At 66.6% G+C, this 19,331-nt stretch carries 20 protein-coding genes, 1 pseudogene and 2 riboswitches; of the genes and pseudogenes, 9 read left to right on the top strand and 12 right to left on the bottom strand.

What is annotated here, in order from left to right:
• Window positions 1–200: 200 nt before the first annotated feature.
• Window positions 201–1,253, bottom strand: coding sequence for a cobalamin biosynthesis protein CobW (gene cobW, locus ACCC94_RS17250; protein WP_413350682.1), 1,053 nt, complete (start codon window positions 1,251–1,253; stop codon window positions 201–203).
• A 233-nt stretch (window positions 1,254–1,486) separates the two neighbouring features.
• Window positions 1,487–1,682, bottom strand: a riboswitch (cobalamin riboswitch).
• A 60-nt stretch (window positions 1,683–1,742) separates the two neighbouring features.
• Window positions 1,743–1,962: riboswitch (cobalamin riboswitch) on the top strand.
• A 101-nt stretch (window positions 1,963–2,063) separates the two neighbouring features.
• On the opposite strand from cobW, the gene ACCC94_RS17245 reads away from it, so the two are divergent.
• The 4 genes from ACCC94_RS17245 to cobM all read left to right on the top strand — a co-directional run bounded on the left by ACCC94_RS17245 (window position 2,064) and on the right by cobM (window position 4,355).
• On the top strand, window positions 2,064–2,249 hold the full coding sequence (locus tag ACCC94_RS17245) for a CbtB domain-containing protein (protein ID WP_413350680.1): 186 nt from the start codon (window positions 2,064–2,066) through the stop codon (window positions 2,247–2,249).
• A gap of 158 nt (window positions 2,250–2,407) precedes the next feature.
• Window positions 2,408–3,118 carry a CbtA family protein gene (locus tag ACCC94_RS17240; protein WP_413350679.1) on the top strand — a complete coding sequence of 237 codons (711 nt, stop codon included), beginning with the start codon at window positions 2,408–2,410 and terminating at the stop codon, window positions 3,116–3,118.
• Between the two features lie 77 nt (window positions 3,119–3,195).
• Window positions 3,196–3,612 (top strand): cobalamin biosynthesis protein, encoded by a 417-nt coding sequence (locus ACCC94_RS17235; RefSeq protein ID WP_413350678.1) that lies wholly within the window; start codon window positions 3,196–3,198, stop codon window positions 3,610–3,612.
• Window positions 3,609–4,355, top strand: a complete 747-nt coding sequence (cobM, locus tag ACCC94_RS17230; RefSeq protein ID WP_413350677.1) for a precorrin-4 C(11)-methyltransferase — start codon at window positions 3,609–3,611, stop codon at window positions 4,353–4,355. Before ACCC94_RS17235 ends, cobM begins: the two co-directional genes overlap by 4 nt.
• A 131-nt stretch (window positions 4,356–4,486) precedes the next feature.
• On the opposite strand, the gene ACCC94_RS17225 is transcribed toward cobM, so the two are convergent.
• The 3 genes and pseudogenes from ACCC94_RS17225 to ccoG all read right to left on the bottom strand — a co-directional run bounded on the left by ACCC94_RS17225 (window position 4,487) and on the right by ccoG (window position 8,342).
• A complete protein-coding gene (locus tag ACCC94_RS17225) occupies window positions 4,487–4,918 on the bottom strand; it encodes a bleomycin resistance protein (protein ID WP_413350685.1) in 432 nt (143 codons plus the stop codon).
• A gap of 260 nt (window positions 4,919–5,178) precedes the next feature.
• Entirely contained in the window at window positions 5,179–6,588 is a 1,410-nt protein-coding gene (mapR, locus tag ACCC94_RS17220) for a GntR family transcriptional regulator MpaR (protein ID WP_413350684.1), read from the bottom strand.
• Between the two features lie 86 nt (window positions 6,589–6,674).
• Window positions 6,675–8,342: pseudogene (gene ccoG / locus ACCC94_RS17215) on the bottom strand (cytochrome c oxidase accessory protein CcoG).
• A gap of 87 nt (window positions 8,343–8,429) precedes the next feature.
• On the opposite strand from ccoG, the gene ACCC94_RS17210 reads away from it, so the two are divergent.
• From ACCC94_RS17210 to ACCC94_RS17195, 4 genes are all read left to right on the top strand, one after another.
• On the top strand, window positions 8,430–10,094 hold the full coding sequence (locus ACCC94_RS17210; protein ID WP_413350676.1) for a nitrite/sulfite reductase: 1,665 nt from the start codon (window positions 8,430–8,432) through the stop codon (window positions 10,092–10,094).
• Window positions 10,091–10,654, top strand: a complete 564-nt coding sequence (locus ACCC94_RS17205; protein WP_413350675.1) for a DUF934 domain-containing protein — start codon at window positions 10,091–10,093, stop codon at window positions 10,652–10,654. Before ACCC94_RS17210 ends, ACCC94_RS17205 begins: the two co-directional genes overlap by 4 nt.
• A 140-nt stretch (window positions 10,655–10,794) precedes the next feature.
• Window positions 10,795–11,679: a sugar nucleotide-binding protein gene (locus ACCC94_RS17200; RefSeq protein ID WP_413350674.1), complete on the top strand. Its 885-nt coding sequence runs from the start codon at window positions 10,795–10,797 to the stop codon at window positions 11,677–11,679.
• Window positions 11,672–12,619: an NAD-dependent epimerase/dehydratase family protein gene (locus ACCC94_RS17195; RefSeq protein ID WP_413350673.1), complete on the top strand. Its 948-nt coding sequence runs from the start codon at window positions 11,672–11,674 to the stop codon at window positions 12,617–12,619. Before ACCC94_RS17200 ends, ACCC94_RS17195 begins: the two co-directional genes overlap by 8 nt.
• Here the strand turns inward: ACCC94_RS17195 and ACCC94_RS17190 are convergent.
• The 6 genes from ACCC94_RS17190 to ACCC94_RS17165 form a co-directional block, all read right to left on the bottom strand.
• Entirely contained in the window at window positions 12,600–12,956 is a 357-nt protein-coding gene (locus ACCC94_RS17190) for a SirB2 family protein (RefSeq protein WP_413350672.1), read from the bottom strand. The genes ACCC94_RS17195 and ACCC94_RS17190 overlap by 20 nt on opposite strands.
• A 56-nt stretch (window positions 12,957–13,012) precedes the next feature.
• On the bottom strand, window positions 13,013–13,732 hold the full coding sequence (locus ACCC94_RS17185; protein ID WP_413350671.1) for an OmpW/AlkL family protein: 720 nt from the start codon (window positions 13,730–13,732) through the stop codon (window positions 13,013–13,015).
• 137 nt (window positions 13,733–13,869) lie between these two features.
• Window positions 13,870–14,388, bottom strand: a complete 519-nt coding sequence (locus ACCC94_RS17180) for a DUF3299 domain-containing protein (protein WP_413350683.1) — start codon at window positions 14,386–14,388, stop codon at window positions 13,870–13,872.
• Between the two features lie 40 nt (window positions 14,389–14,428).
• The gene (locus tag ACCC94_RS17175) at window positions 14,429–15,694 is read right to left on the bottom strand and encodes an ABC transporter permease (protein WP_413350670.1); all 1,266 of its coding nucleotides are present in this window, start codon (window positions 15,692–15,694) and stop codon (window positions 14,429–14,431) included.
• A gap of 2 nt (window positions 15,695–15,696) precedes the next feature.
• A complete protein-coding gene (locus tag ACCC94_RS17170; protein ID WP_413350669.1) occupies window positions 15,697–16,404 on the bottom strand; it encodes an ABC transporter ATP-binding protein in 708 nt (235 codons plus the stop codon).
• Window positions 16,405–16,420: 16 nt separating this feature from the next.
• On the bottom strand, window positions 16,421–17,002 hold the full coding sequence (locus ACCC94_RS17165; protein WP_413350667.1) for a DUF2796 domain-containing protein: 582 nt from the start codon (window positions 17,000–17,002) through the stop codon (window positions 16,421–16,423).
• A gap of 129 nt (window positions 17,003–17,131) precedes the next feature.
• On the opposite strand from ACCC94_RS17165, the gene ACCC94_RS17160 reads away from it, so the two are divergent.
• Window positions 17,132–17,482, top strand: coding sequence for a hypothetical protein (locus tag ACCC94_RS17160; protein WP_413350666.1), 351 nt, complete (start codon window positions 17,132–17,134; stop codon window positions 17,480–17,482).
• 229 nt (window positions 17,483–17,711) lie between these two features.
• Here the strand turns inward: ACCC94_RS17160 and trxA are convergent, their stop codons facing one another.
• Together trxA and ACCC94_RS17150 are read right to left on the bottom strand one after the other, a co-directional pair.
• Window positions 17,712–18,581 (bottom strand): thioredoxin, encoded by an 870-nt coding sequence (gene trxA / locus ACCC94_RS17155; protein ID WP_413350664.1) that lies wholly within the window; start codon window positions 18,579–18,581, stop codon window positions 17,712–17,714.
• A 389-nt stretch (window positions 18,582–18,970) separates the two neighbouring features.
• Window positions 18,971–19,331: class I SAM-dependent methyltransferase (locus ACCC94_RS17150; RefSeq protein WP_413350663.1), on the bottom strand; the 361-nt coding region annotated here is incomplete at its 5' end.

Genomic DNA, 19,331 nt, shown 5'->3' with positions numbered 1-19,331 from the left:
GCGGGTCTGGTGGTTGTGTTTGTTTTTCTGTCTTCGTTGCGGTAGCTCCGTCGGCGCGGCCGCCGCGCGCGCGGGGTCGCTCGGCCCCCCCCCCCCCCCGCTCCTACAGGGAAATGGCACGGTCGTAGGATGGGTGGAGCGCAGCGATACTCATCAGCGGTGGTGGGTATCGCTGGGCTCCACGCCACCCTACGGAGTCATCAAGTCAGCGCGGTACGCAGCTCGTTGCTGATGGCGGCCTGGTCCAGTTCCTGGCCGATCACCACCAGGCGGGTGCCGCGGGTCTCGTCGCTGCGCCAGGCGCGGTCGAAGTGCTTGTCGAAGCGCTTGCCGACGCCCTGTACCAGCAGGCGCATGGGCTTGCCGGGGATGGCGACGAAGCCCTTGATGCGCAGCACGGCGTGGCGTTCGACCAGCACGTTCAGCGCATCGAGCAGGGCTCGCTCTTCCACTTCCGGCAGGTCGACGTGGAAGGAGTCGAACTCGTCATGGTCGTGGTCCTCATGGCCTTCGTGGTCGTGGTGCGTGGGGCGGCTGTCGATGTGCAGCTCGGCCTCGGCATTCAGCCCCAGCAGCACCGAGAGCGGCAGCTGGCCGGAGTTGGCCTCGACGATCTTCACCGCCGGCGGCAGCTCCTCGGCAACTTCGGCACGCACGCGGGCCAGCGCGTCGGCGTCCAGCAGGTCGGCCTTGTTCAGCACTACCAGGTCGGCGCTGGCCAGCTGGTCTTCGAAGAGTTCGTGCAGCGGCGATTCGTGGTCCAAGTTCGGGTCCTGCTTGCGCTGCTCGTCCACCTGCTCGGGGTGGGCGGCGAAAGTGCCGGCGGCCACGGCCGGGCTGTCGACCACGGTGATCACCGCATCCACGGTGCAGGCGTTGCGGATTTCCGGCCACTGGAAGGCCTGTACCAGCGGCTTGGGCAGGGCCAGGCCCGAGGTCTCGATGAGGATCTGGTCGAGGTCGCCCCGGCGCGCCACCAGCTCGCGCATCACCGGGAAGAATTCCTCCTGCACGGTGCAGCACAAGCAGCCGTTGGCCAGTTCGAAGACGCGGCCGACCGCTTCTTCTTCGCTACAACCGATGGAGCACTGCTTGAGGATTTCGCCGTCGATGCCCAGCTCGCCGAATTCGTTGACGATCACTGCGATGCGGCGGCCTTCGGCATTATCGAGCATGTGGCGGAGCAGGGTGGTCTTGCCGGCGCCGAGGAAGCCGGTGACGATGGTGACGGGGAGTTTGGCCAGGGTTTTCATGCGCGCCTCGCAAGCGAAATTGGGCGGGCGGATGAAGGGCGCGCGCGCGGGTTCGCCGCGCAACGAAGGTCGCCACCGGATCACCCCGCCCGGTTGTCTGTTGATAACGAACCAGTTCTGGATCTTGCGAGCTAGAGCCAGGCAAGGCGGAGGATCGCCGGGACGCGGAGTTGACTGTAGTCAATGAGCAGTCCACGGCGATCCGCCAACGCAGCATGGCCGACGCGCAGCAGATCGAAAACCAGTCACGAGGCAGGTCTCCTGGCTCACAGCCCTTTATCGTCCTTTCGCCTTCCCGCCGTGGTCGGCAGTGGCGTGTGAAAGAACAGGCTGTTCACAGTTGCGGGGGCAGCCGTGGCGCATCCGAAGATTTCCACGTTCCCTCTTAGCTCCGGCCAGTGCCGGAGAACCTCGAAGGGAGGAAGGCTACGCAGCGCAGGCAAGGCGGTCAATCGCCGGGGATCGGTTGACGCGTGCAGGCGAGCGTGGTCTGCTTGCGCGGTTTCAGGTGTCTCGCGCCGACGCGCGCGAGGTGAAACGGGAAGCCGGTGCGTCCGCAAGGACCAGTCCGGCGCTGCCCCCGCAACGGTAAGCGCATCGAGGGTCGTCAGTAGCCACTGTGCCAAGGCATGGGAAGGCTGACCCATCCAGCCGGAATTTCCGGTTGGCGTCGCAAGCCCGGAGACCGGCCTGGAATCCTTCGTTTTGGCAACCCGCGGTGGGCGGGCGCAGGCCGTGGCGCGACCGATCCGGCGCGTTCGAATGCGTTCAACCTCTGCGTTCTCTACTCAAGTTTCAGAGGGAACGTTCATGTCCAGCAGCATCCTGACGCACGCGTCGAGCACTTCCGTCCCCCTTTCCAAGCGCATCGCCCTGGCCGTCGGCGCCAGCCTGCTCGGTGCGCTGCTGGTGTATTTCGCCGGTTTCTCGCATCTGGAAGCGGTGCACAACGCCGCCCACGATACCCGCCATAGCGCAGGCTTCCCCTGCCACTGATGCGGTTCTGATTTCAATCGGCTGCGCGTCGGCCAGGCTGCGTTGGAGTATCGCCGTGGACTGCTCATTGACTGCAGTCAACTCCGCGTCCCCGGCGATCCTCCGCCTTGCCTGGCTCTAGCTCGCTCGATTCGAGAGTCCGGAAAGGAAAGGAAAAAATGATCAAACGTATCGCCCAGACCGCCGGTTTCGCCGGTCTCATCGCCGCGCTGGTACTGACCGTGGTCCAGCTGCTGTGGGTATCCCCGCTGATTCTGAAAGCGGAAACCTACGAGAAATCCGAACCGGCCGCCGCGCAGGTACAGGAGCACAGCCACGAGCACGCCGAAGGTGCCGCTGCAGGCCATCACCATGACGCCGAAGCCTGGGAGCCGGAAGACGGCTGGCAGCGCATCCTCTCCACCACCGGCGGCAACCTGGTGGTTGCGGTGGGCTTTGCGCTGATGCTGGCCGGCCTGTTCACCCTGCGCGAGCCGGGCAAGACCTCCGAAGGGCTGTTCTGGGGGCTGGCCGGTTTCGCGGTGTTCACCCTGGCGCCGTCCCTCGGCCTGCCTCCGGAAGTCCCCGGCACCGCCGCCGCCGACCTGAGCCTGCGGCAGACCTGGTGGATAGGCACCGCCGCAGCCACCGCAGCGGGTCTTGCGCTGCTGGTGTTCGGCCGCCACTGGGCGCTGCGCATCGTCGGCCTCGCGCTACTGGCGGTGCCGCACCTGATCGGCGCGCCGCAGCCGGAAGTGCATTCCAGCCTCGCACCGGAAAGCCTGGCCCACGAGTTCATCCTCGCCTCGCTGGTCACCAACGCGGTGTTCTGGGTGGCGCTCGGCCTGCTCGCCGCCTGGTTGTTCCGCCGCTTCGCGCCGTCGGCCTGATCCACGCGCTATGCTCGACCCCGCAGCCGGCGCGGCCGTCTGCGGGGTTTTTATTTTGTTTCTCAAGGAGAGCGACCATGACACTGGTTGCCGGCCTCGGTTGCCGCCGGGGTTGCCCGCTCGACGAACTGCGCGCCCTGCTGCGCGAAACGCTGGCCGAGGCCGGGCTGGACGAATCGAATCTCACCGCGCTGGCCAGCGCCACGCTGAAGGCCGACGAGGAAGGACTTGCTGCGCTGGCTGCAGCGCTCGACCTACCGCTGGCGCTGTTCACGCCGCAACAGCTCGCGGTCTGCGAGAAGCGCCTGGGCGAGCCTTCCGAAGCCGTGCGCTCGGCCACCGGCAGCGCCAGCGTGGCCGAGGCGGCGGCACTGCTGCAGGCCGAAGCACAAGGTGGTGCGCCGGCGCGCCTGCTGGTCGGCAAGCGACGCAGCGATCAAGCCACCTGCGCGCTGGCCTTCGTCCCCGCCGAATCCGCACAGGAGCCCTCATGACGGTCTACTTCATCGGCGCCGGCCCCGGCGACCCCGAGCTCATCACGGTCAAGGGCCAGCGGCTGATTCGCACCTGTCCGGTGATCCTCTACGCCGGCTCCCTGGTGCCGCCGGCGGTGCTGGAAGGGCACAGCGCCGAGCGGGTGGTGAATACCGCCGAGCTGAACCTCGAGGAGATCGTCGCGCTGCTGGCGCAGGCCCACGATGAGGGCAAGGATGTGGCGCGGGTGCACTCCGGCGACCCTTCGCTGTACGGCGCCATCGGCGAGCAGATCCGTCACCTGCGCGAACTGGGCATCGCCTACGAGATCGTCCCCGGCGTTACCGCCACCTCGGCCTGCGCGGCGATCCTCGGCTGCGAGCTGACCCTGCCGGACATTTCCCAGACGCTGATCCTCACCCGTTACGCGAGCAGGACGCGCATGCCCGAGGGCGAGTCGCTGGCCGAGCTGGCGCAACACCGCGCGACCCTGGCCATTCACCTGGGCGTCGGCCAACTGGCGAACATCGTCGCCGAACTGCTGCCGCACTACGGTGCTGACTGCCCCATTGCGGTGATCCACCGCGCCAGCTGGCCGGACCAGGACCAGGTCACCGGCACCCTTGGCGATATCCTGCCCAAGGCCGAAGCCAAGGGCTTCCGGCGCACGGCGCTGATCCTGGTGGGCAAGGTGCTGGGGGCGGAGGGCTTTGCCGATTCATCGCTGTACAGCGCGGGGCATGCGCACTTGTATCGCCCCTAGAGCGTGGGCCTTTGCTTTCTGTAGGAGCGAGCTTGCTCGCGAACGGCCCAGCTCTGGTGTCTCCAGGAAACTCCGTTCGCGAGCAAGCTCGCTCCTACACAAAAGCGCGGCAGCGCCCGGCTGATTGGCGGTTAGATGCTGGGAACTGGCCGCGTACCGAGGCTCTGGGCGAAGCGCAGCAAATAGCCGTCCGGGTCCTGCACGAGGAAGTTGCGCTCCCCATACAACTGCTCGCCCTGCCGGTACCAGCGCTCCTCGACAGGTTTGCGCAGTGGGAAACCGGCATCAGACAACGCGCTCACCAGCGCCTGGGTGTCGGGGCAGCGGATGGAGAAGTTGACGCCACGGCCCAGTGGATAATCCAGCGGACGTACGCTCCACGGCGAGTCGGACTGCCAGTCCTGCTCCAGCATGAGCTGGCTGTCGCCGAAAGAGAGAAAGGCGAAGTCGTCCTCGGGGCGCTGGTACTCGATGGAAAATCCGAGCACTTCGCAGTAGAAGTGCAGGCTTCTGGGCAGGTTCGCGACGATCAGCTCGGGGACCAGTGCATTCATCTTCAAGATGTTCGACTTCTCGCATTCCGTTTGCATTCGCCGCTCAGGCCAGCCACTGATCCCCGCGCGACGCCATCCCGCGCCGCAGGTACCAGCGCACCCACAGGTGAACGCCTAGGGCGGCGCCCACTGTGAGCAGGATCATCAGGTCTTGCGCTTCCATGGCAGCTTCCCTCGGCAGGTTTTCCTGCCTGACAGGGTAGGCCTGCGACAAAGCGCCGCACAGGTACAGTTCGTTTCCTAATGTGCGGAGCAGTCCGGTTGCCGCTCTACAACGAGTGAATGATCCGCCCGAGGGTTTCCATGGCCTGTTCGCTGGCCGTCGTCCACGGATGCCCATAATTCAGCCGCAGGCAGTGGCCGAAGCGTCGTGTCGCCGAGAAGATCGGCCCCGGCGCGAGACTGATGCCCTGGGCGTGGGCGAGCTGGAACAGCTTGAGCGCGTCGATGTGCTCGGGCAGTTCCAGCCACAGGAAGTAGCCGCCGCTGGGCCGGGTGACGCGGGTGGCGGCGGGGAAGTGCCGGGCCACGGCGGCGAGCATCGCGTGCTGCTGGCTTTCCAGGGCATGGCGCAGCTTGCGCAGGTGGCGGTCGTAGCCGCCGTGCTGCAGGTAGTCGGCGATGGCCGCCTGGGCCGGCACCGAGGCGGACAGGCTGGTCATCAGCTTGAGCCGCTCGATCTGCTCGGCGTAGCGCCCGCCGGCGACCCAGCCGACCCGGTAGCCCGGCGCGAGGCTCTTGGAGAAGGAGCTGCAATGCATCACCAGCCCTTCGCTGTCGAAGGCCTTCACCGGCTTGGGCGCCTGGGCGGCGAAGTACAGTTCGGCGTAGACGTCGTCCTCGATCAGCGGCACCTGGTGCTCGGCCAGCAGCGCGGCGAGGGCGCGCTTCTTGTCCTCGGCCATGCTGGCGCCCAGCGGGTTCTGGAAATTGCTCATGAACCAGCAGGCCTTGATCGGCAGGCGCGCGAGACTGTCGGCAAGCACATCCAGGTCGATGCCTTCGCGTGGGTGCACGGGGATTTCCACCGCCTTGAGTTTCAGGCGTTCGAGCACCTGCAGGCTGGCGTAGAAGGCCGGGGCTTCGATGGCGACCAGATCGCCCGGCTGGGTGACCACCTGCAGGCACAGGTTCAGCGCTTCCAGCGCGCCGTTGGTCACCACCAGCTCCTCCACCGGCAGCGGCATGCCGCCGACCATGTAGCGCAGGGCGATCTGCCGGCGCAGCGCGTGGCTGCCGGGGGCGAGGTCGGCGACCACCGAGCGCGGGTCCATGTCGCGCACGGCGTGGGCCATGGAGCGCGCCAGACGCGGCAGGGGAAACAGCTCCGGCGCCGGGAAGGCCGAGCCGAAGGGCACGGTGTCCGGATCCTTGATCGAGCTGAGCACCGAGAACACCAGCTCGCTGACGTCCACCTCGGTGGTCTGCGCGTCGTGGCGGGCGATTTCCGGCTCGGCCAGGGTGCGCTGCACGTGCTCGCGGACGAAGTAGCCCGAGCGTGCGCGGGCGACGATCAGCCCACGATCCTCCAGCAGGTAATAGGCCTGGAACACGGTGGAGGCGCTGACCCCGTAGGTGCGGCTGGCGTGCCGCACCGAGGGGACTTTCTGGCCGGGGGCGAGCACGCCGCTGCGGATCAGGCCGGCGATCTCGTCGGCAAATTTCTCGTAGCGCTTCATCTTGTCCTGCACGGCGGCCTGGGGGGCGGAAGAATCCGCCCACTCTAGGCGCTGCGCCGAGGTCACGCCAAGCTCCCGTGCCATGCTCAGCGCCTCGGCGAGACGAAGGTGCTGGCCGCGTCGAGGGCCTCGTTGCCGTCACTGACCCTGAAGTGCAGCGGCACCGAACCCCCGGCGCTGCTCTGCGCTTCACTGGCCACGGAGACGGCGAAGTCGCGGATCTCGCCCGGCTGCAGCATCAGCTCCGGCACGCCCTGCAGACGGTAACCGGCGCCGTCGGCGAGGCTCAGCTGGTAATGCTGCGGCTGCTGGGTCTTGTTGATGAGCTTGAGGTTGTAGATGTTCTCGATCTCGCCGGCGGCGTTCTCGCGGAACAGGCCACGGTCGCGGGCTACGTCGAGGTTGATCAGCGGGCGCGCTTCCAGCGCCCAGACGAAGGCGCCGATCATTACCAGCAGTACCGCCGCGTAGCCGATCAGGCGCGGGCGCAGCAGGTGGGTCCTGCCGCCTTCCAGCGCGCTTTCCGAGGTGTAGCGCACCAGGCCGCGGTCGTAGCCCATCTTGTCCATCACCGAGTCACAGGCGTCGACGCAGGCGGCGCAGCCGATGCAGGCGATCTGCAGGCCGTCGCGGATGTCGATGCCGGTGGGGCAGACCTGTACGCATTGCTGGCAGTCGATGCAGTCGCCCAGGCCGAGGGCCTTGGGATCGGCGTCCTTCTTGCGTGCGCCGCGGGATTCACCGCGCGCCGCGTCGTAGGAAATGATCAGGGTGTCCTTGTCGAACATCACGCTCTGGAAGCGCGAGTACGGGCACATGTGGATGCACACCTGCTCGCGCAGCCAGCCGGCGTTGGCGTAGGTGGCGGCGGCGAAGAAGGCGACCCAGAAGGTGCTCTCCAGATCGAGGTTGAACGTGAACAGATCAGCCACCAACGGCCGCACTGGCGTGAAATAGCCGATGAAGGTGATCGCCGTGACCAGGCTGATCAGCAGCCAGAGGCCGTGCTTGGCGCCCTTGCGCAGGACTTTTTCCGCACTCACCGGACCCTGGTCGCGCTTGATGCGTTGGTTGCGGTCGCCTTCGGTGACCTGCTCGGCCCACATGAAGATCCACGTCCACACGCTCTGCGGGCAGGTGTAGCCGCACCAGATGCGGCCGGCGAATACCGTGATGAAGAACAGGCCGAAGGCGGCGATGATCAGGATCGCCGAGAGCAGGATGAAATCCTGCGGCCAGAAGGTCGCGCCGAAGATGTAGAACTTGCGCTCGGGCAGGTCCCAGAGAACGGCCTGGCGACCGTTCCAGTTCAGCCACAGGGTGCCGAAGAACAGCAGGAACAGCAGGCCGCCGCCCAGGCGCCGCAGGTCGCGGAAACGTCCGGCGAAGCGCTTGGTGTAGACCGTCGGGGTGACCGCGGAGAGCGGCTTGGGCGGCGGGGTGAAACGTTGCGGTGCGTCGATCTCGATGACCTTCGCGTGGATTCTTTCGCTCATTGTCGTGGCCCATCAGGCAGAAGAGGCGCCGCGACTGTACGAATCGGTCTGCACCCGAAACAGATTCAGGTTCGCCGGAAAAAACCATATCAGATGGCGAAAGCCGGTCCGCCCCGCAGCGCCACGGGCTTGGCGAGCTGTGCCATGGGGCGGCTGATCGGGCCTGTTGCGGCAACCGGTCGCAGGCCCGACGGGGCAGGCGCCGGGCGCATCTGATCCGGTTTTTCCCGCGCGATCTGCCGCTGTTTTGCACAGCAGGCGCCGGCCACTATTCGGTCAACCCTGAAGTAGCGCGCTGGACGACAGAAGCAGGCCGCTACGCAATGTCCCGAAGGTGGCCTGGCGATGTACCGATACGATGATTACGACCGCGCCCTGGTGCGCGAGCGGGTGGCGCAGTTCCGTGACCAGGTGCAGCGGCGCCTGAGCGACGAGCTGAGCGAAGAAGAATTCCTGCCGCTGCGCCTGCAGAACGGCCTGTACCTGCAGAAGCACGCCTACATGCTGCGGGTGGCGATTCCCTACGGCACGCTGTCCAGCGAACAGATGCGCACCCTGGCCTGGATCGCCCGCGAACACGACCGCGGCTACGGCCACTTCACCACGCGGCAGAACATCCAGTTCAACTGGGTCGAGCTGGCACGCGTGCCGGACATCCTCGAACGCCTGGCGGAGGTCGAGATGCATGCCATCCAGACCTCCGGCAACTGCGTGCGCAACATCACCACCGAGGCTTTCGCCGGCGTCGCTGCCGACGAGTACCTCGACCCGCGCCCGCTGGCGGAAATCCTCCGCCAGTGGTCGACGGTGAACCCCGAATTCCTCTTCCTGCCACGCAAGTTCAAGATCGCCATCTGCGCCGCCGAGGAAGACCGCGCGGCGGTGATGATGCACGACATCGGCCTCTACCTGCGCCGCGGCGAGGACGGCGAACTGCGCCTGAAGGTGCTGGTGGGCGGCGGCCTGGGGCGCACCCCGATGCTTGGCCAGGTGATTCGTGATGAGTTGCCCTGGCAGCACTTGCTCACCTACGTCGAGGCCGTCCTGCGCGTGTACAACCGCCACGGCCGACGCGACAACAAGTACAAGGCGCGGATCAAGATCCTGGTGAAGGCGCTGGGCATCGAAGCGTTTTCCCGCGAGGTGGAGGAGGAGTGGCAGCATCTGCGTGATGGCGAAGGGCAACTGACGCGCGACGAATACGAGCGGGTCGCCGGCGCCTTCGAACCGCCGGTCTATCCGGCAGCCGATGAGCTCGCTTATGGCAGCGCCTTGGCCGGCGATACCGTGTTCGCCCGCTGGGTATCGCGCAACGTGCGTCCGCACCGCGTACCGGGTTACGCCAGCGTGGTGCTGTCCACCAAGCCGGGTGCCGAAGCGCCGCCGGGGGATGTCACCGCGTCGCAGATGGAGCGCGTGGCGGAGTGGGCCGAGCGTTTCGGCTTCGGCGAAATCCGCGTCGCCCATGAGCAGAACCTGGTACTGCCGGACGTACGCAAATCCGACCTCCACGCGCTCTGGCGCGAAGCCTGCGCCGCCGGCCTGGGCACGCCGAACCAGGGCCTGCTGACCGACATCATCGCCTGCCCGGGCGGCGATTTCTGCGCGCTGGCCAACGCCAAGTCGATCCCCATTGCCCAGGGCATCCAGCAGCGCTTCGAGGATCTGGACTACCTGCACGACCTGGGCGATCTCAGCCTGAACATCTCCGGCTGCATGAACGCCTGCGGCCACCACCACATCGGCAACATCGGCATCCTCGGCGTCGATAAGAACGGCAGCGAGTGGTACCAGATCACCCTGGGCGGCGCGCAGGGAGTGAAGAGCACACTGGGCAAGGTGATCGGCCCGTCGTTCAGTGCCGCCGAAGTGCCGGACGTGATCGAGGCGCTGGTGCGCACCTACGTGGAGCAACGCGGCGCGGGGGAGCGCTTCGTCGAAACGGTCGAGCGCATCGGTCTGGAGCCTTTCAAGGCGCGGGTCTACCGCCAGGCGGAGGTGCCGGCATGAAGAATCTGATTCGCTTGCGCGACGGTGTGGCGCAGTTCGACGCCGAGGATGCCTGGGAGTTGTTGCGCGAAGTGCCGGAGGAGTTACCTCGCGGCGATCTGATCCTGCCGCTGGAGTCGTGGCTGGCTGGTGCTCTTTGTAGGAGCGAGCTTGCTCGCGAACAGAATTCCCCGGCGACTTCAGAGCTGGGCGGTTCGCGAGCAAGCTCGCTCCTACAGAAAAGCGGTGTATGGCTGGGCCCGGATGATGATCCTTACCAACTGGAGGACCGGATGGATCAGGTGCCTCTGATCGCCATCGACTTCCCCAGCTTCCGCGACGGTCGCGGCTACAGCCTGGCCTACCTGCTGCGCAGCCGCCTGGGCTGGCGCGGGGAGTTGCGCGCGGTGGGCGATGTGCTGCGTGACCAGTTGGCGCACATGCGCCAGTGCGGTTTCGATGCCTTTGCCGTGCGCGAGGACAAGTCCGTGGAAGACGCGCTGAAGGGCCTGACGGGGCTGAGCGTGCTCTATGGCCGCTCGGTGATCGAGCCGCGCCCGCTGTTCCGTCGCCGCTCCTAGAGCGGCGCCCCCGCGTGCGCTGAAGGCTGCAGCGGGTCGGCCAAGCTTGACGCTGTGCCGGGGCACAGGAAAAATGCGGGTATCATCCCCGGCGCCCCGCGCTCCGGCGGTAACCCACGGATTCGAGTGACCCCCAGAATATGCGCATGCGCCTGATGCTGTTGGGTGGCGGTAATGCCCTTGGACAGGCGCTGATCCGCCTTGGCGCCGAGGAAGACATCGGCTTCCTCGCCCCCCGGCCGCCCGAACAGGGCTGGGATGCTTCCAGCCTCACCGTCCTGCTGGACGAGACCCGCCCCGACGCGGTGATCAACCTCGCCTACTACTACGACTGGTTCCAGGCCGAGGCCGTCGAAGCCGCGCGGCTGGCGAGCCAGGAGCGTGCGGTGGAGCGCCTGGCCGAACTCTGCCAGCACCACGAGATCCTGCTGATCCAGCCGTCCAGCTACCGCGTGTTCGATGGCGCCCGCGCCACCGCCTACAGCGAGAAGGACGAGCCGCTGCCCCTGGGCCCGCGTGGCCAGGCACTGTGGCGCATGGAGCAGTGGGTGCGGGCGACCTGTCCGCGTCATGTGCTGCTGCGTTTCGGCTGGCTGCTGGACGACAGCGCCGACGGCGTGCTCGGCCGCTTCCTCGAACGCGCGGAAAAGGAGCAGGTGCTGTTCCTCGCCGATGACCGACGCGGCAACCCGACGCCGGTGGACGACGCGGCGCGGGTGATCCTCTCCGTGCTCAAGCAGCTCGATTGCCAGGCGCCGCTATGGGGCACCTACCACTACGGTGGGCTGGAGGCCACGACCACCCTGTCCCTGGGCCAGGTGGTGCTCGGCGAGGCCCGCGCCTTCCATTCCCTGGCCGTCCAGGAACCCAGCCCGCAGGCCCACGCCGCGCGCCCGGACGCCGGCGACGAACCGCAGCACGCGGTGCTCGCCTGCAAGAAAATCCTCCATACCTTCGGGATCAAGCCGCGCGCCTGGCGTGCCGGCCTGCCCGCCTTGCTGGACCGCTATTACCGCCATGTCTGATCGTCTCATCCCCTCCGCGCAGCCCATCCTCATCACCGGCGGCGCGGGGTTCATCGGCTCCCATCTGGCCGACGCACTGCTGGCGCAGGGTTTCGCCGTACGCGTACTGGACGACCTGTCCACCGGCAAGCGCGAGAACCTCGACAGCCGCGTCGAGCTGATAGTCGGTAATGTCGCCGATGAAACCGCGCTGCGTGGCGCGTTGAGCGGGTGCCAGGGAGTCGTGCACCTGGCGGCCATCGCCTCGGTGCAGGCCTCGGTGGAGGACCCGGTGGGCACCCACCGCGCCAATTTCATCGGCACCCTGAACCTCTGCGAGGCGATGCGCCAGGAAGGCATCCAGCGCGTACTGTTCGCCTCCAGTGCGGCGGTCTACGGGCAGAACGGCGAAGGCACCGCCATCGACGAGGACGTGGTCAAGGCGCCGCTGACGCCCTATGCCTCGGACAAGCTAGCCAGCGAGTACTACCTCGACTTCTATCGCCGCGAGCACGGCCTGGAGCCGGCGATCTTCCGCTTCTTCAACGTCTACGGCCCGCGCCAGGACCCGTCCTCGCCCTATTCCGGGGTGATCAGCATCTTCGCCCGACGCGCCGAGCAGGGCCTGCCGATCACCGTGTTCGGCGATGGCGAGCAGACCCGCGATTTCATCTACGTGGGCGACCTGGTGAAGCTGCTGGTGACGGCGCTGCTGGCCGATGAGGTAGCCGAGTCGGCGATCAATGTCGGCCTCGACCAGTCCACCAGCCTCAACCAGTTGCTGGCCGAGATCGGCAAGCTCACCGGCGGGCTGCCGCCGATCACCTACCAGCCGGCGCGTCACGGCGATATCCGCCATTCCCGCGCCGACAACCGCCGCCTGCTGCAGCGCTACAGCCTGGACGCGCCCACGCCGCTGGCCGAAGGCCTGGCCCAACTGATCACCACCAGGGTTTGTTGACCGCCAGGTAGAAGACGCTCGCCAGCGAAACCAGTGCCAGCACGCTGAGCACGGCCTTGCGCGGCTTCGCGGCGCTGCGCAGGGCGAAGGCCGCCAGCACGATGTAGAGCACCAGCAGGCCGATCTTCACCTGCAGCCACACCGGCAGCGGCCAGGGCATTGCCAGGTGCACCAGGCCCAGGGCGCTGAGCAGCAGCAGGGTGTCGATCAGATGCGGCAGCCCACGCTGCCACCCCGAGGGGCGCCTGCCCCACCAGCTCAGCCCGAGGCGCAGCAGGAAGAGCAGGGTGCTGATGATCGCCAGGCTGACGTGCAGTGCTTTGAGTTCGAGGTACATACCGGTTCCCTGAAAATGAAAAAGGCGCCCTTGGGCGCCTTTTCACGTTTGCTCCGTCAGAAACGGTAGCCGAAACCGACCATGTAGACCCAGGGATCGACGTCAACGTCGACCTTGGTTTTCTTCACGCCCAGGGCGGACGGGCCGTCGACGCTGGCCTTGGTGTCGATGTCCATGTACCAGACCGCGGCGTTGACGAAGGCGTGTTCGTTGAGCATGTAGTCCATGCCCAGTTCGGCGGCCAGGCCCCAGGAATCCTGCAGCTTCAGGTTGCTGAAGCCCTGGTCCTTGCGGGAGCTGGTCAGGTCTTCGTCGAAGAAGGTGGTGTAGTTCACGCCCAGGCCGCCGTACGGCTGGAAGGCGGAGTTGGTACCACCCATGGGGTAGTACTGCAGCAGAACGGTCGGCGGCAGCTGCTTGATGTCCGCCAGCTTGCCGTCCAGGCCGGACAGGCCGGTGGCCTTGTTCAGGCCCTTGACGTCGACCTGGTGCTTGAACGGAGTGGCGGCGACCAGCTCGATACCGATCTTGTCGGTGAGCAGGTAGGCGAAGGTCAGGCCCAGTTGGGTGTCGCTGTCGACGGTAGCCTTGGTGCCGCTGACCTTGGTGCCGTCGAGCTTGACGTTGGAACTGCTGTCATCCGGCGCCACGGTGGCGAAGCCGCCACGAACGAGGAAGTCGCCAGCCTGGTGGCCGCGGATGTCGGCGGCCTGGGCTGCGATCGGCGCTGCGACGGCGAGGGAGAGAAGCGAGGTGGTGAGCCAGGACTTACGCATGATGAGCTCCAATATCTCTTTGGTATAAGTGTTGGTGCCCAGAATAGTAGACAGCACTAAAAGTGCACTTTTGACCTGGCTCAATAAAGACCGCAGACGAAGCGGGGTCAAGGCGTGCGGCAAAGCGCCGCGCCCTGTCACTGCCCGGTGTATTCGTAGGGTTCGATGCTGCTGGCCTGCATCTGGTAGCCGGCCTCGGCGAGGTCGCTTTCCACCGCCTTCACGCTCATCCGACCGATGATCCAGAAGGGTTGATAAAGCTCGTCGACTTTTACGCCCTTGCCGCCTCGAACATAGACGATCTGGTTGGACGGCGGCGCGGGTACGTGGATGCAGGCGCCGTAGTAGGGCACCAGCAGGAAGTCGCGCACGGTCTGGCCGTCTTCCTCCACCTCCAGCGGCACGATGTAGCCCGGCATCTTCACTTCCTGGCCGTCCAGCTGCTGGACCACGGGTGCGTTGGGGATCTGCTGCTTCACTGCCGGGCCACTCTCCGAATTGAGTACATCGGAAAGCTTGGACATATCGTGCAGCGGCACCGGCGGCGGGGGCGGCGGTGCGCCCTCGGGGATCAGCTCGGGCCAGCTCAGCTCGCGCGGCTCCGCCCAGACGGCGGCGCTGGTGGCGAGCAGCAGCAGGAACAGCAGGCGGCGCAGGGGGCTTTCTTTCACGAAGGCGGACTCGCAGGTGGCTGGCTCAGAGGCGGATCGACAATCCATCGGCCAGCGATTGCCGATAGGCGCGCCACGCCGGCACACAGCCGATCAGCAGCGCGGCCAGGAGTATGCCGCCCAGCAGCGACCATTCATAGGCGCTGGGCAGCGCCAGTGGCAGGAAGATGCCGTAGTTCGCCTGCACGTACCCTTGGCTGCCGGCGATGCCCGCATAGAGCAGCCCGACGCCCAGCGCCACGCCGGCCAGCGCCAGGGCGAAGGCCTCGGCCACCAGCAGGCTGAAGATGTGCCAGGGCCGCGCGCCCACCGAGCGCAGAATGGCCATTTCGCGGCGGCGTTCGTTGAGGCTGGTGAGGATCGCCGTTAGCATGCCGATCAGGCCGGTCAGCACCACGAACAGCGAGACCACGAACAGCGCCTTTTCCGCCGTGCCCATCAGCCCCCACAGCTCCTGCAGCGCCACGCCGGGAAGGATCGCCATCAGCGGTTCGCCGTCGTATTCGTTGATCTGCCGCTGCAGGGTGAAGGTCGCCACCTTGCTCTTGAGGCCCAGCAGGAAGGCGGTGATCGCCTTGGGTTGCAGGTCCATGCCGCGCGCCTGGTCCTCGCTGACGCGGTCCGCGCCGCGTGCCGGCACGCCGTTCTTCCAGTCCACGTGCAGCGCCTCCATGCCTTGCAGCGAGATGTGCAGGGTGCGGTCCACCGGCGTGCCGGTGCGCTTGAGGATTCCGACCACGGTGAACGGCTTGTCGTCGTGCTGCACCAGGCTGATGGTGCTGACGCCGTGGGCCAGGACGATCCTGTCTCCCAGCTTGTAATGCAGCGCCTGCGCGACCTCCGCGCCGAGCACCACGTCGAACAGGTCCTGGCCGAACGGCCGGCCTTCGGCCTGCTCCAGCTCCTGCCCACGGCCGAAGCGGTAGTGCTCGAAGTAGCCGGTGTCGGTACCCATGACGCGGTAGCCGCGGTGCGAGTCGCCCAGGGAGATCGGGATTGCCCACTTCACCAGCGGGCTGTGGGTGACCGTCTCGTAGCTTTCCCAGCGAATGTTGTTGGTAGCGTTGCCGATGCGGAACACCGAGTAGAGCAACAGGTTCACCGAGCCGGAGCGGGCGCCGACTATCAGGTCGGTGCCGGAGATGGTGCTGGCGAAGCTGGCCTTGGCCTCGGTGCGCACGCGCTCCACCGCCAGCAGCAGGCAGGCGGAGAGGGCGATGGCGAAGATGGTCAGCAACGCGGTGAAGCGGCGGTTGGACAGGCTGGCGAGCGCCAGGCGCAACAGGTACATGCTCAGATTCCCGGGGCGCGGGCGGCGCGGTTGAGGTCGGCCAGCGACAGGCTGCGATCGAACAGGGCGGCCAGGCTCTGGTCATGGCTGACGAACAGCAGGCTGGCGCCGGCCTCGCGGCATTCGGCGAACAGCAGCTGGAGGAAGGCCTCGCGAGTATCGGCGTCCAGCGCGGAGGTCGGCTCGTCGGCGATCACCAGTTCCGGTTGGCCGATCAGTGCGCGAGCGGCGGCGACGCGCTGCTGCTGGCCGATGGACAGGCTGTCGGCGCGTCGCTCGATCAGCGCCGCGTCGCCCAGGCCCAGGTGCCCCAGCAACGCCTCGGCGGCCTTGGCCACGCTGCCGTGGCGCAGGGTCGCGCGCTCGGCACGGCTGTGGGAGAAATGACAGGGCAGCTCGACGTTCTCCCGCACCGAAAGGAACGGCAGCAGGTTGAACTGCTGGAAGATGTAGCCGGTGTGGTCGACGCGAAAATGATCGCGGCGCGCCGACTTCATCTGCGCGATATCCTCGCCGAGCAGCTTCACGCTGCCGCGCTGGGGGCGCTGCACGCCGCCGAGCAGGCCGAGCAGGGTGGTCTTGCCGCTGCCGGACGGACCCTTGAGGAACAGGGTCTCGCCACGGGCCAGCGCGAAGGCGGGGATGTCCAGCAGCTCGGCCTGGCCGGGCCAGGCGAAGCCGAGGTTGTCGAGTTCGAGCAGTGCGGTCATTTCGTCGGGTCGGGAATCAGAAGTTCAGGGTCGGGTTGGCGGCGGTCAATTCTGCACCTTGCTGGCCGCTCGGGCCGATCAGTTGTACCTGAATCTTCTGGGTCGCCGGGAATCGCTTGAACAACGGTGCGAAATCGAGGTTGGCCAGATCCTGCGGCTGGGCGCAGATCAACTGGTAGTGGGCGTCGATGTCGGCGTGCTGGTGGCCCTCGTGCTCGTCATGGTCGCCATCGGCGTGCTCGTGGTCATGATCGTGGTCATCCGCCTTCGGTGCGTCGCCGAACAGCGGGCTGGAAAGCTCCACCGATTGCACGCTGCACTGGGCCGAGGCGGGCAGGGCGAGCAGTTGCAGCGGCTGCTTGAGCTGGGCCTGCACGGCGGCGACCGTGGCCTTGTCGGCGTCGCTGGTAGCGGCGTGCTCGAAGCCGACGAAGTTCATCGCCGGGCTGTCCATCTGCAATTCCAGGGTCTTGCCATCGAGGGCGACGTTGAGCTGGGCGACGCCATGCTCGTGCTTGCCGAGGCTGCCGTGTTCATGTTCGTCGTGGGCTTGGGCGGCCAGAGGCAGCAAGGCGACAGCGAGGAGCAGGGGGCGCATGGGAAACTCCAGTCCGATGAATGATTTTGTTACGTTATAACAGACGAAAAATTAAGGCCAGCTTAGCGTGCGTTTGGCGTGGGGGCGAGGGCGTGGGAGCATGCGCGAATGGCTGCGAGGAGAAGGGCGATGCTGAGAATCAAGGGCACCATCGGCGACTGGCCGGTGGATCTCACTGTGGAAATGGACGACGCCGACTGGGCGCGGCTGGCGCAGAACCTGCCGGTTGCCGCGGCGCCTGCGGCCACTGCTGTGCCGACGCCGGCAGTGGGCGCGCCGGTGGATCAGCTATGGCTGGCGGCGCAGGACTTGCTGCGCAGAAGTGGCAGCAGCGAAGGGCCGCAACTGCTGGACGAGCTGGCGGCGCTGGCGGGAAGTTCGGGGGCGGCGAAGGGACTGCTGGTGCGCTTGCGCCATAGCCCGAAGGTGAAGATCGAGGTGCGCGAGGGTGTGCAGGTCTTTAACTGGGTCGAAGAGTAGAAGCCTTCGCGCGTGCTCTGGTAGGGCGAATAACGCACCGGAGTTATCCGCCGCGAAGCCGTGGCGGATAACCTGTTCCAGGTTATGCGCCCTACGGTTCGGATCGAAGCGCAATAGCGGCTTTTCGTAGGAGCGAGCTTGCTCGCGAACAGCCCCGCAGCGGCGGTTGTTTCGCGAGCAAGCTCGCTCCTACAGGTGCCTCGCTGCCGCTATGAGTGCGGCAATCAGATCAATACAGAACGTTCGCCAGCTTGCGGCGGTAGGTGATCACCAGCGGATGGTCGTTGCCCAGCAGGTCGAATATCTGGACCAGCGTCTTGCGCGGCAGGTCCTCGCCGTAGCTGCGGTTGCGCACGAACAGCTTGAGCAGGGCGTCCAGCGCCGCTTCGTACTGCTGGCGGGCCAGTTGCTGGACGGCCAGCTGGTAGGTCGCTTCGTCGTCGTTGGCATCGGCAGCCAAGCGGGTTTTCAGCGTGGCGGCGTCGGGCAGGTCGGCGGCCTGGCGCAGGAAGGTCAACTGGGCCCTGGCGGCGGCCAGCGCCTGTTTGTGGTCGTCGCTCTTCACTGCGTCGAGCACGGTCTCGGCTTCACCCAGTTCGCCGCGCTCGGCGAGGCAGCGGGCGTAGAGGATCAGCGCGGCAGCGTTGGTGTTGTCTTCGCCCAGCAGTGCCTTGAGCTGTGCCTCGGCTTCGGCGAAACGGCCTTCGTTGAAGGCGGCCTGCGCCAGCTCCAGCGGGTTGCCGGCGGCCGGGGCGGGCGGCTGCACATGCTGTTCGAGCATCTGGCGGATCGCCGATTCGGGCTGCGCGCCGGCGAAACCGTCGACCGGCTGGCCGTCCTTGAACAGCACCACGGTGGGCAGGCTGCGGATGCCAAAGCGCATCACGATGTCCTGCTCGACGTCGCAGTTGACCTTGGCCAGCAGCAGCTCGCCCTGGTAGGACTCGGTGATCTGCGCCAGCAGCGGCATCAGCGCCTTGCACGGCGCGCACCAGTCGGCCCAGAAGTCCACCAGGACCGGCTTGTGGAAGGAGTTCTCGATGACGACCTGATCGAAGTTGGCGATGCTGGCGTCGAAGATGTAGGGCGTATCGCTCATGGGAATCCCGAATCGAGTGGGGCGATGAAGGTGGTTGCCACTATAAGTGGGGGCGCGGTCTGACGGAAACAACCCAGCCGGCCGGACTGTGGTGTGGCCGGAAAGTCATCGCGGACGGAGTCCGCTCCTACGTGACCGGTGGCGCGGCGCAAGAGCGCGCGTAGGAGCAACCGTCATTATCTGAAGCCTTGTACCAGCGATTTCCCTCTCCCTAACCCTCTCCCTGAAGGGAGAGGGGACCGTTCGGCACAGGTCGAAACCAAAGCGTCAGCCGGCGCGGGCGGCTCCCTCTCCCTTCAGGGAGAGGGCGGGGGAGAGGGCAGGCCGGCACGATATCTCATGTAGGAGTGGACTCCGTTCGCGATCATCATCCCACCAATACGCCGATGTCAGCTGCGGCGTGCGTGGTACAGGCTGACGTGACGGAATTCGGCCGGTTCGGCCAGGTCCGGCCAGGTGCAGCCGTCGAGGATGCCCAGGCGCTGGTACAGCGGATGGCTGAAGTCGCGGACCCGCGAGTCGGCGACCAGGGCTTCGCGGCCACGGCTCAAGAACTCGTCCAGCAGCGGCAGGTTGGCGCGGTCGTAGAGCACGTCGGCGACGATGATCAGGTCGTAGCGGTCTTCCTCCTGGAAGAAGTCCGCCGAATAGGTCAGCTCCACGCCGTTCAGTTCGGCATTGGCGCGGCAGGCGTCCAGCGCCAGCGGGTCGAGGTCGCAGGCCACCACCTCGGCGGCGCCGGCCTTGGCC

It is taken from the genome of Pseudomonas sp. Pseusp97 (genome assembly GCF_047304025.1).
Lineage (GTDB): Bacteria > Pseudomonadota > Gammaproteobacteria > Pseudomonadales > Pseudomonadaceae > Pseudomonas.
The sequence above is the reverse complement of the archived record's forward strand: the minus strand, read 5'-3'. Positions and strand labels throughout refer to the sequence as shown.

Bases quoted from the DNA above. Each gene is read 5' to 3' on its own strand.
- cobW (WP_413350682.1), bottom strand. From the start codon at position 1,253: ATGAAAACCCTGGCCAAACTCCCCGTCACCATCGTCACCGGCTTCCTC.
- ACCC94_RS17170 (WP_413350669.1), bottom strand. From the start codon at position 16,404: ATGACCGCACTGCTCGAACTCGACAACCTCGGCTTCGCCTGGCCCGGC.
- ACCC94_RS17160 (WP_413350666.1), top strand. From the start codon at position 17,132: ATGCTGAGAATCAAGGGCACCATCGGCGACTGGCCGGTGGATCTCACT.
- mapR (WP_413350684.1), bottom strand. From the start codon at position 6,588: ATGAAGCGCTACGAGAAATTTGCCGACGAGATCGCCGGCCTGATCCGC.
- cobM (WP_413350677.1), top strand. From the start codon at position 3,609: ATGACGGTCTACTTCATCGGCGCCGGCCCCGGCGACCCCGAGCTCATC.
- ACCC94_RS17190 (WP_413350672.1), bottom strand. From the start codon at position 12,956: ATGTACCTCGAACTCAAAGCACTGCACGTCAGCCTGGCGATCATCAGC.
- ACCC94_RS17205 (WP_413350675.1), top strand. From the start codon at position 10,091: ATGAAGAATCTGATTCGCTTGCGCGACGGTGTGGCGCAGTTCGACGCC.
- ACCC94_RS17175 (WP_413350670.1), bottom strand. From the start codon at position 15,694: ATGTACCTGTTGCGCCTGGCGCTCGCCAGCCTGTCCAACCGCCGCTTC.
- ACCC94_RS17165 (WP_413350667.1), bottom strand. From the start codon at position 17,002: ATGCGCCCCCTGCTCCTCGCTGTCGCCTTGCTGCCTCTGGCCGCCCAA.
- ACCC94_RS17195 (WP_413350673.1), top strand. From the start codon at position 11,672: ATGTCTGATCGTCTCATCCCCTCCGCGCAGCCCATCCTCATCACCGGC.
- ACCC94_RS17200 (WP_413350674.1), top strand. From the start codon at position 10,795: ATGCGCATGCGCCTGATGCTGTTGGGTGGCGGTAATGCCCTTGGACAG.
- ACCC94_RS17240 (WP_413350679.1), top strand. From the start codon at position 2,408: ATGATCAAACGTATCGCCCAGACCGCCGGTTTCGCCGGTCTCATCGCC.
- trxA (WP_413350664.1), bottom strand. From the start codon at position 18,581: ATGAGCGATACGCCCTACATCTTCGACGCCAGCATCGCCAACTTCGAT.
- ACCC94_RS17245 (WP_413350680.1), top strand. From the start codon at position 2,064: ATGTCCAGCAGCATCCTGACGCACGCGTCGAGCACTTCCGTCCCCCTT.
- ACCC94_RS17210 (WP_413350676.1), top strand. From the start codon at position 8,430: ATGTACCGATACGATGATTACGACCGCGCCCTGGTGCGCGAGCGGGTG.
- ACCC94_RS17235 (WP_413350678.1), top strand. From the start codon at position 3,196: ATGACACTGGTTGCCGGCCTCGGTTGCCGCCGGGGTTGCCCGCTCGAC.
- ACCC94_RS17185 (WP_413350671.1), bottom strand. From the start codon at position 13,732: ATGCGTAAGTCCTGGCTCACCACCTCGCTTCTCTCCCTCGCCGTCGCA.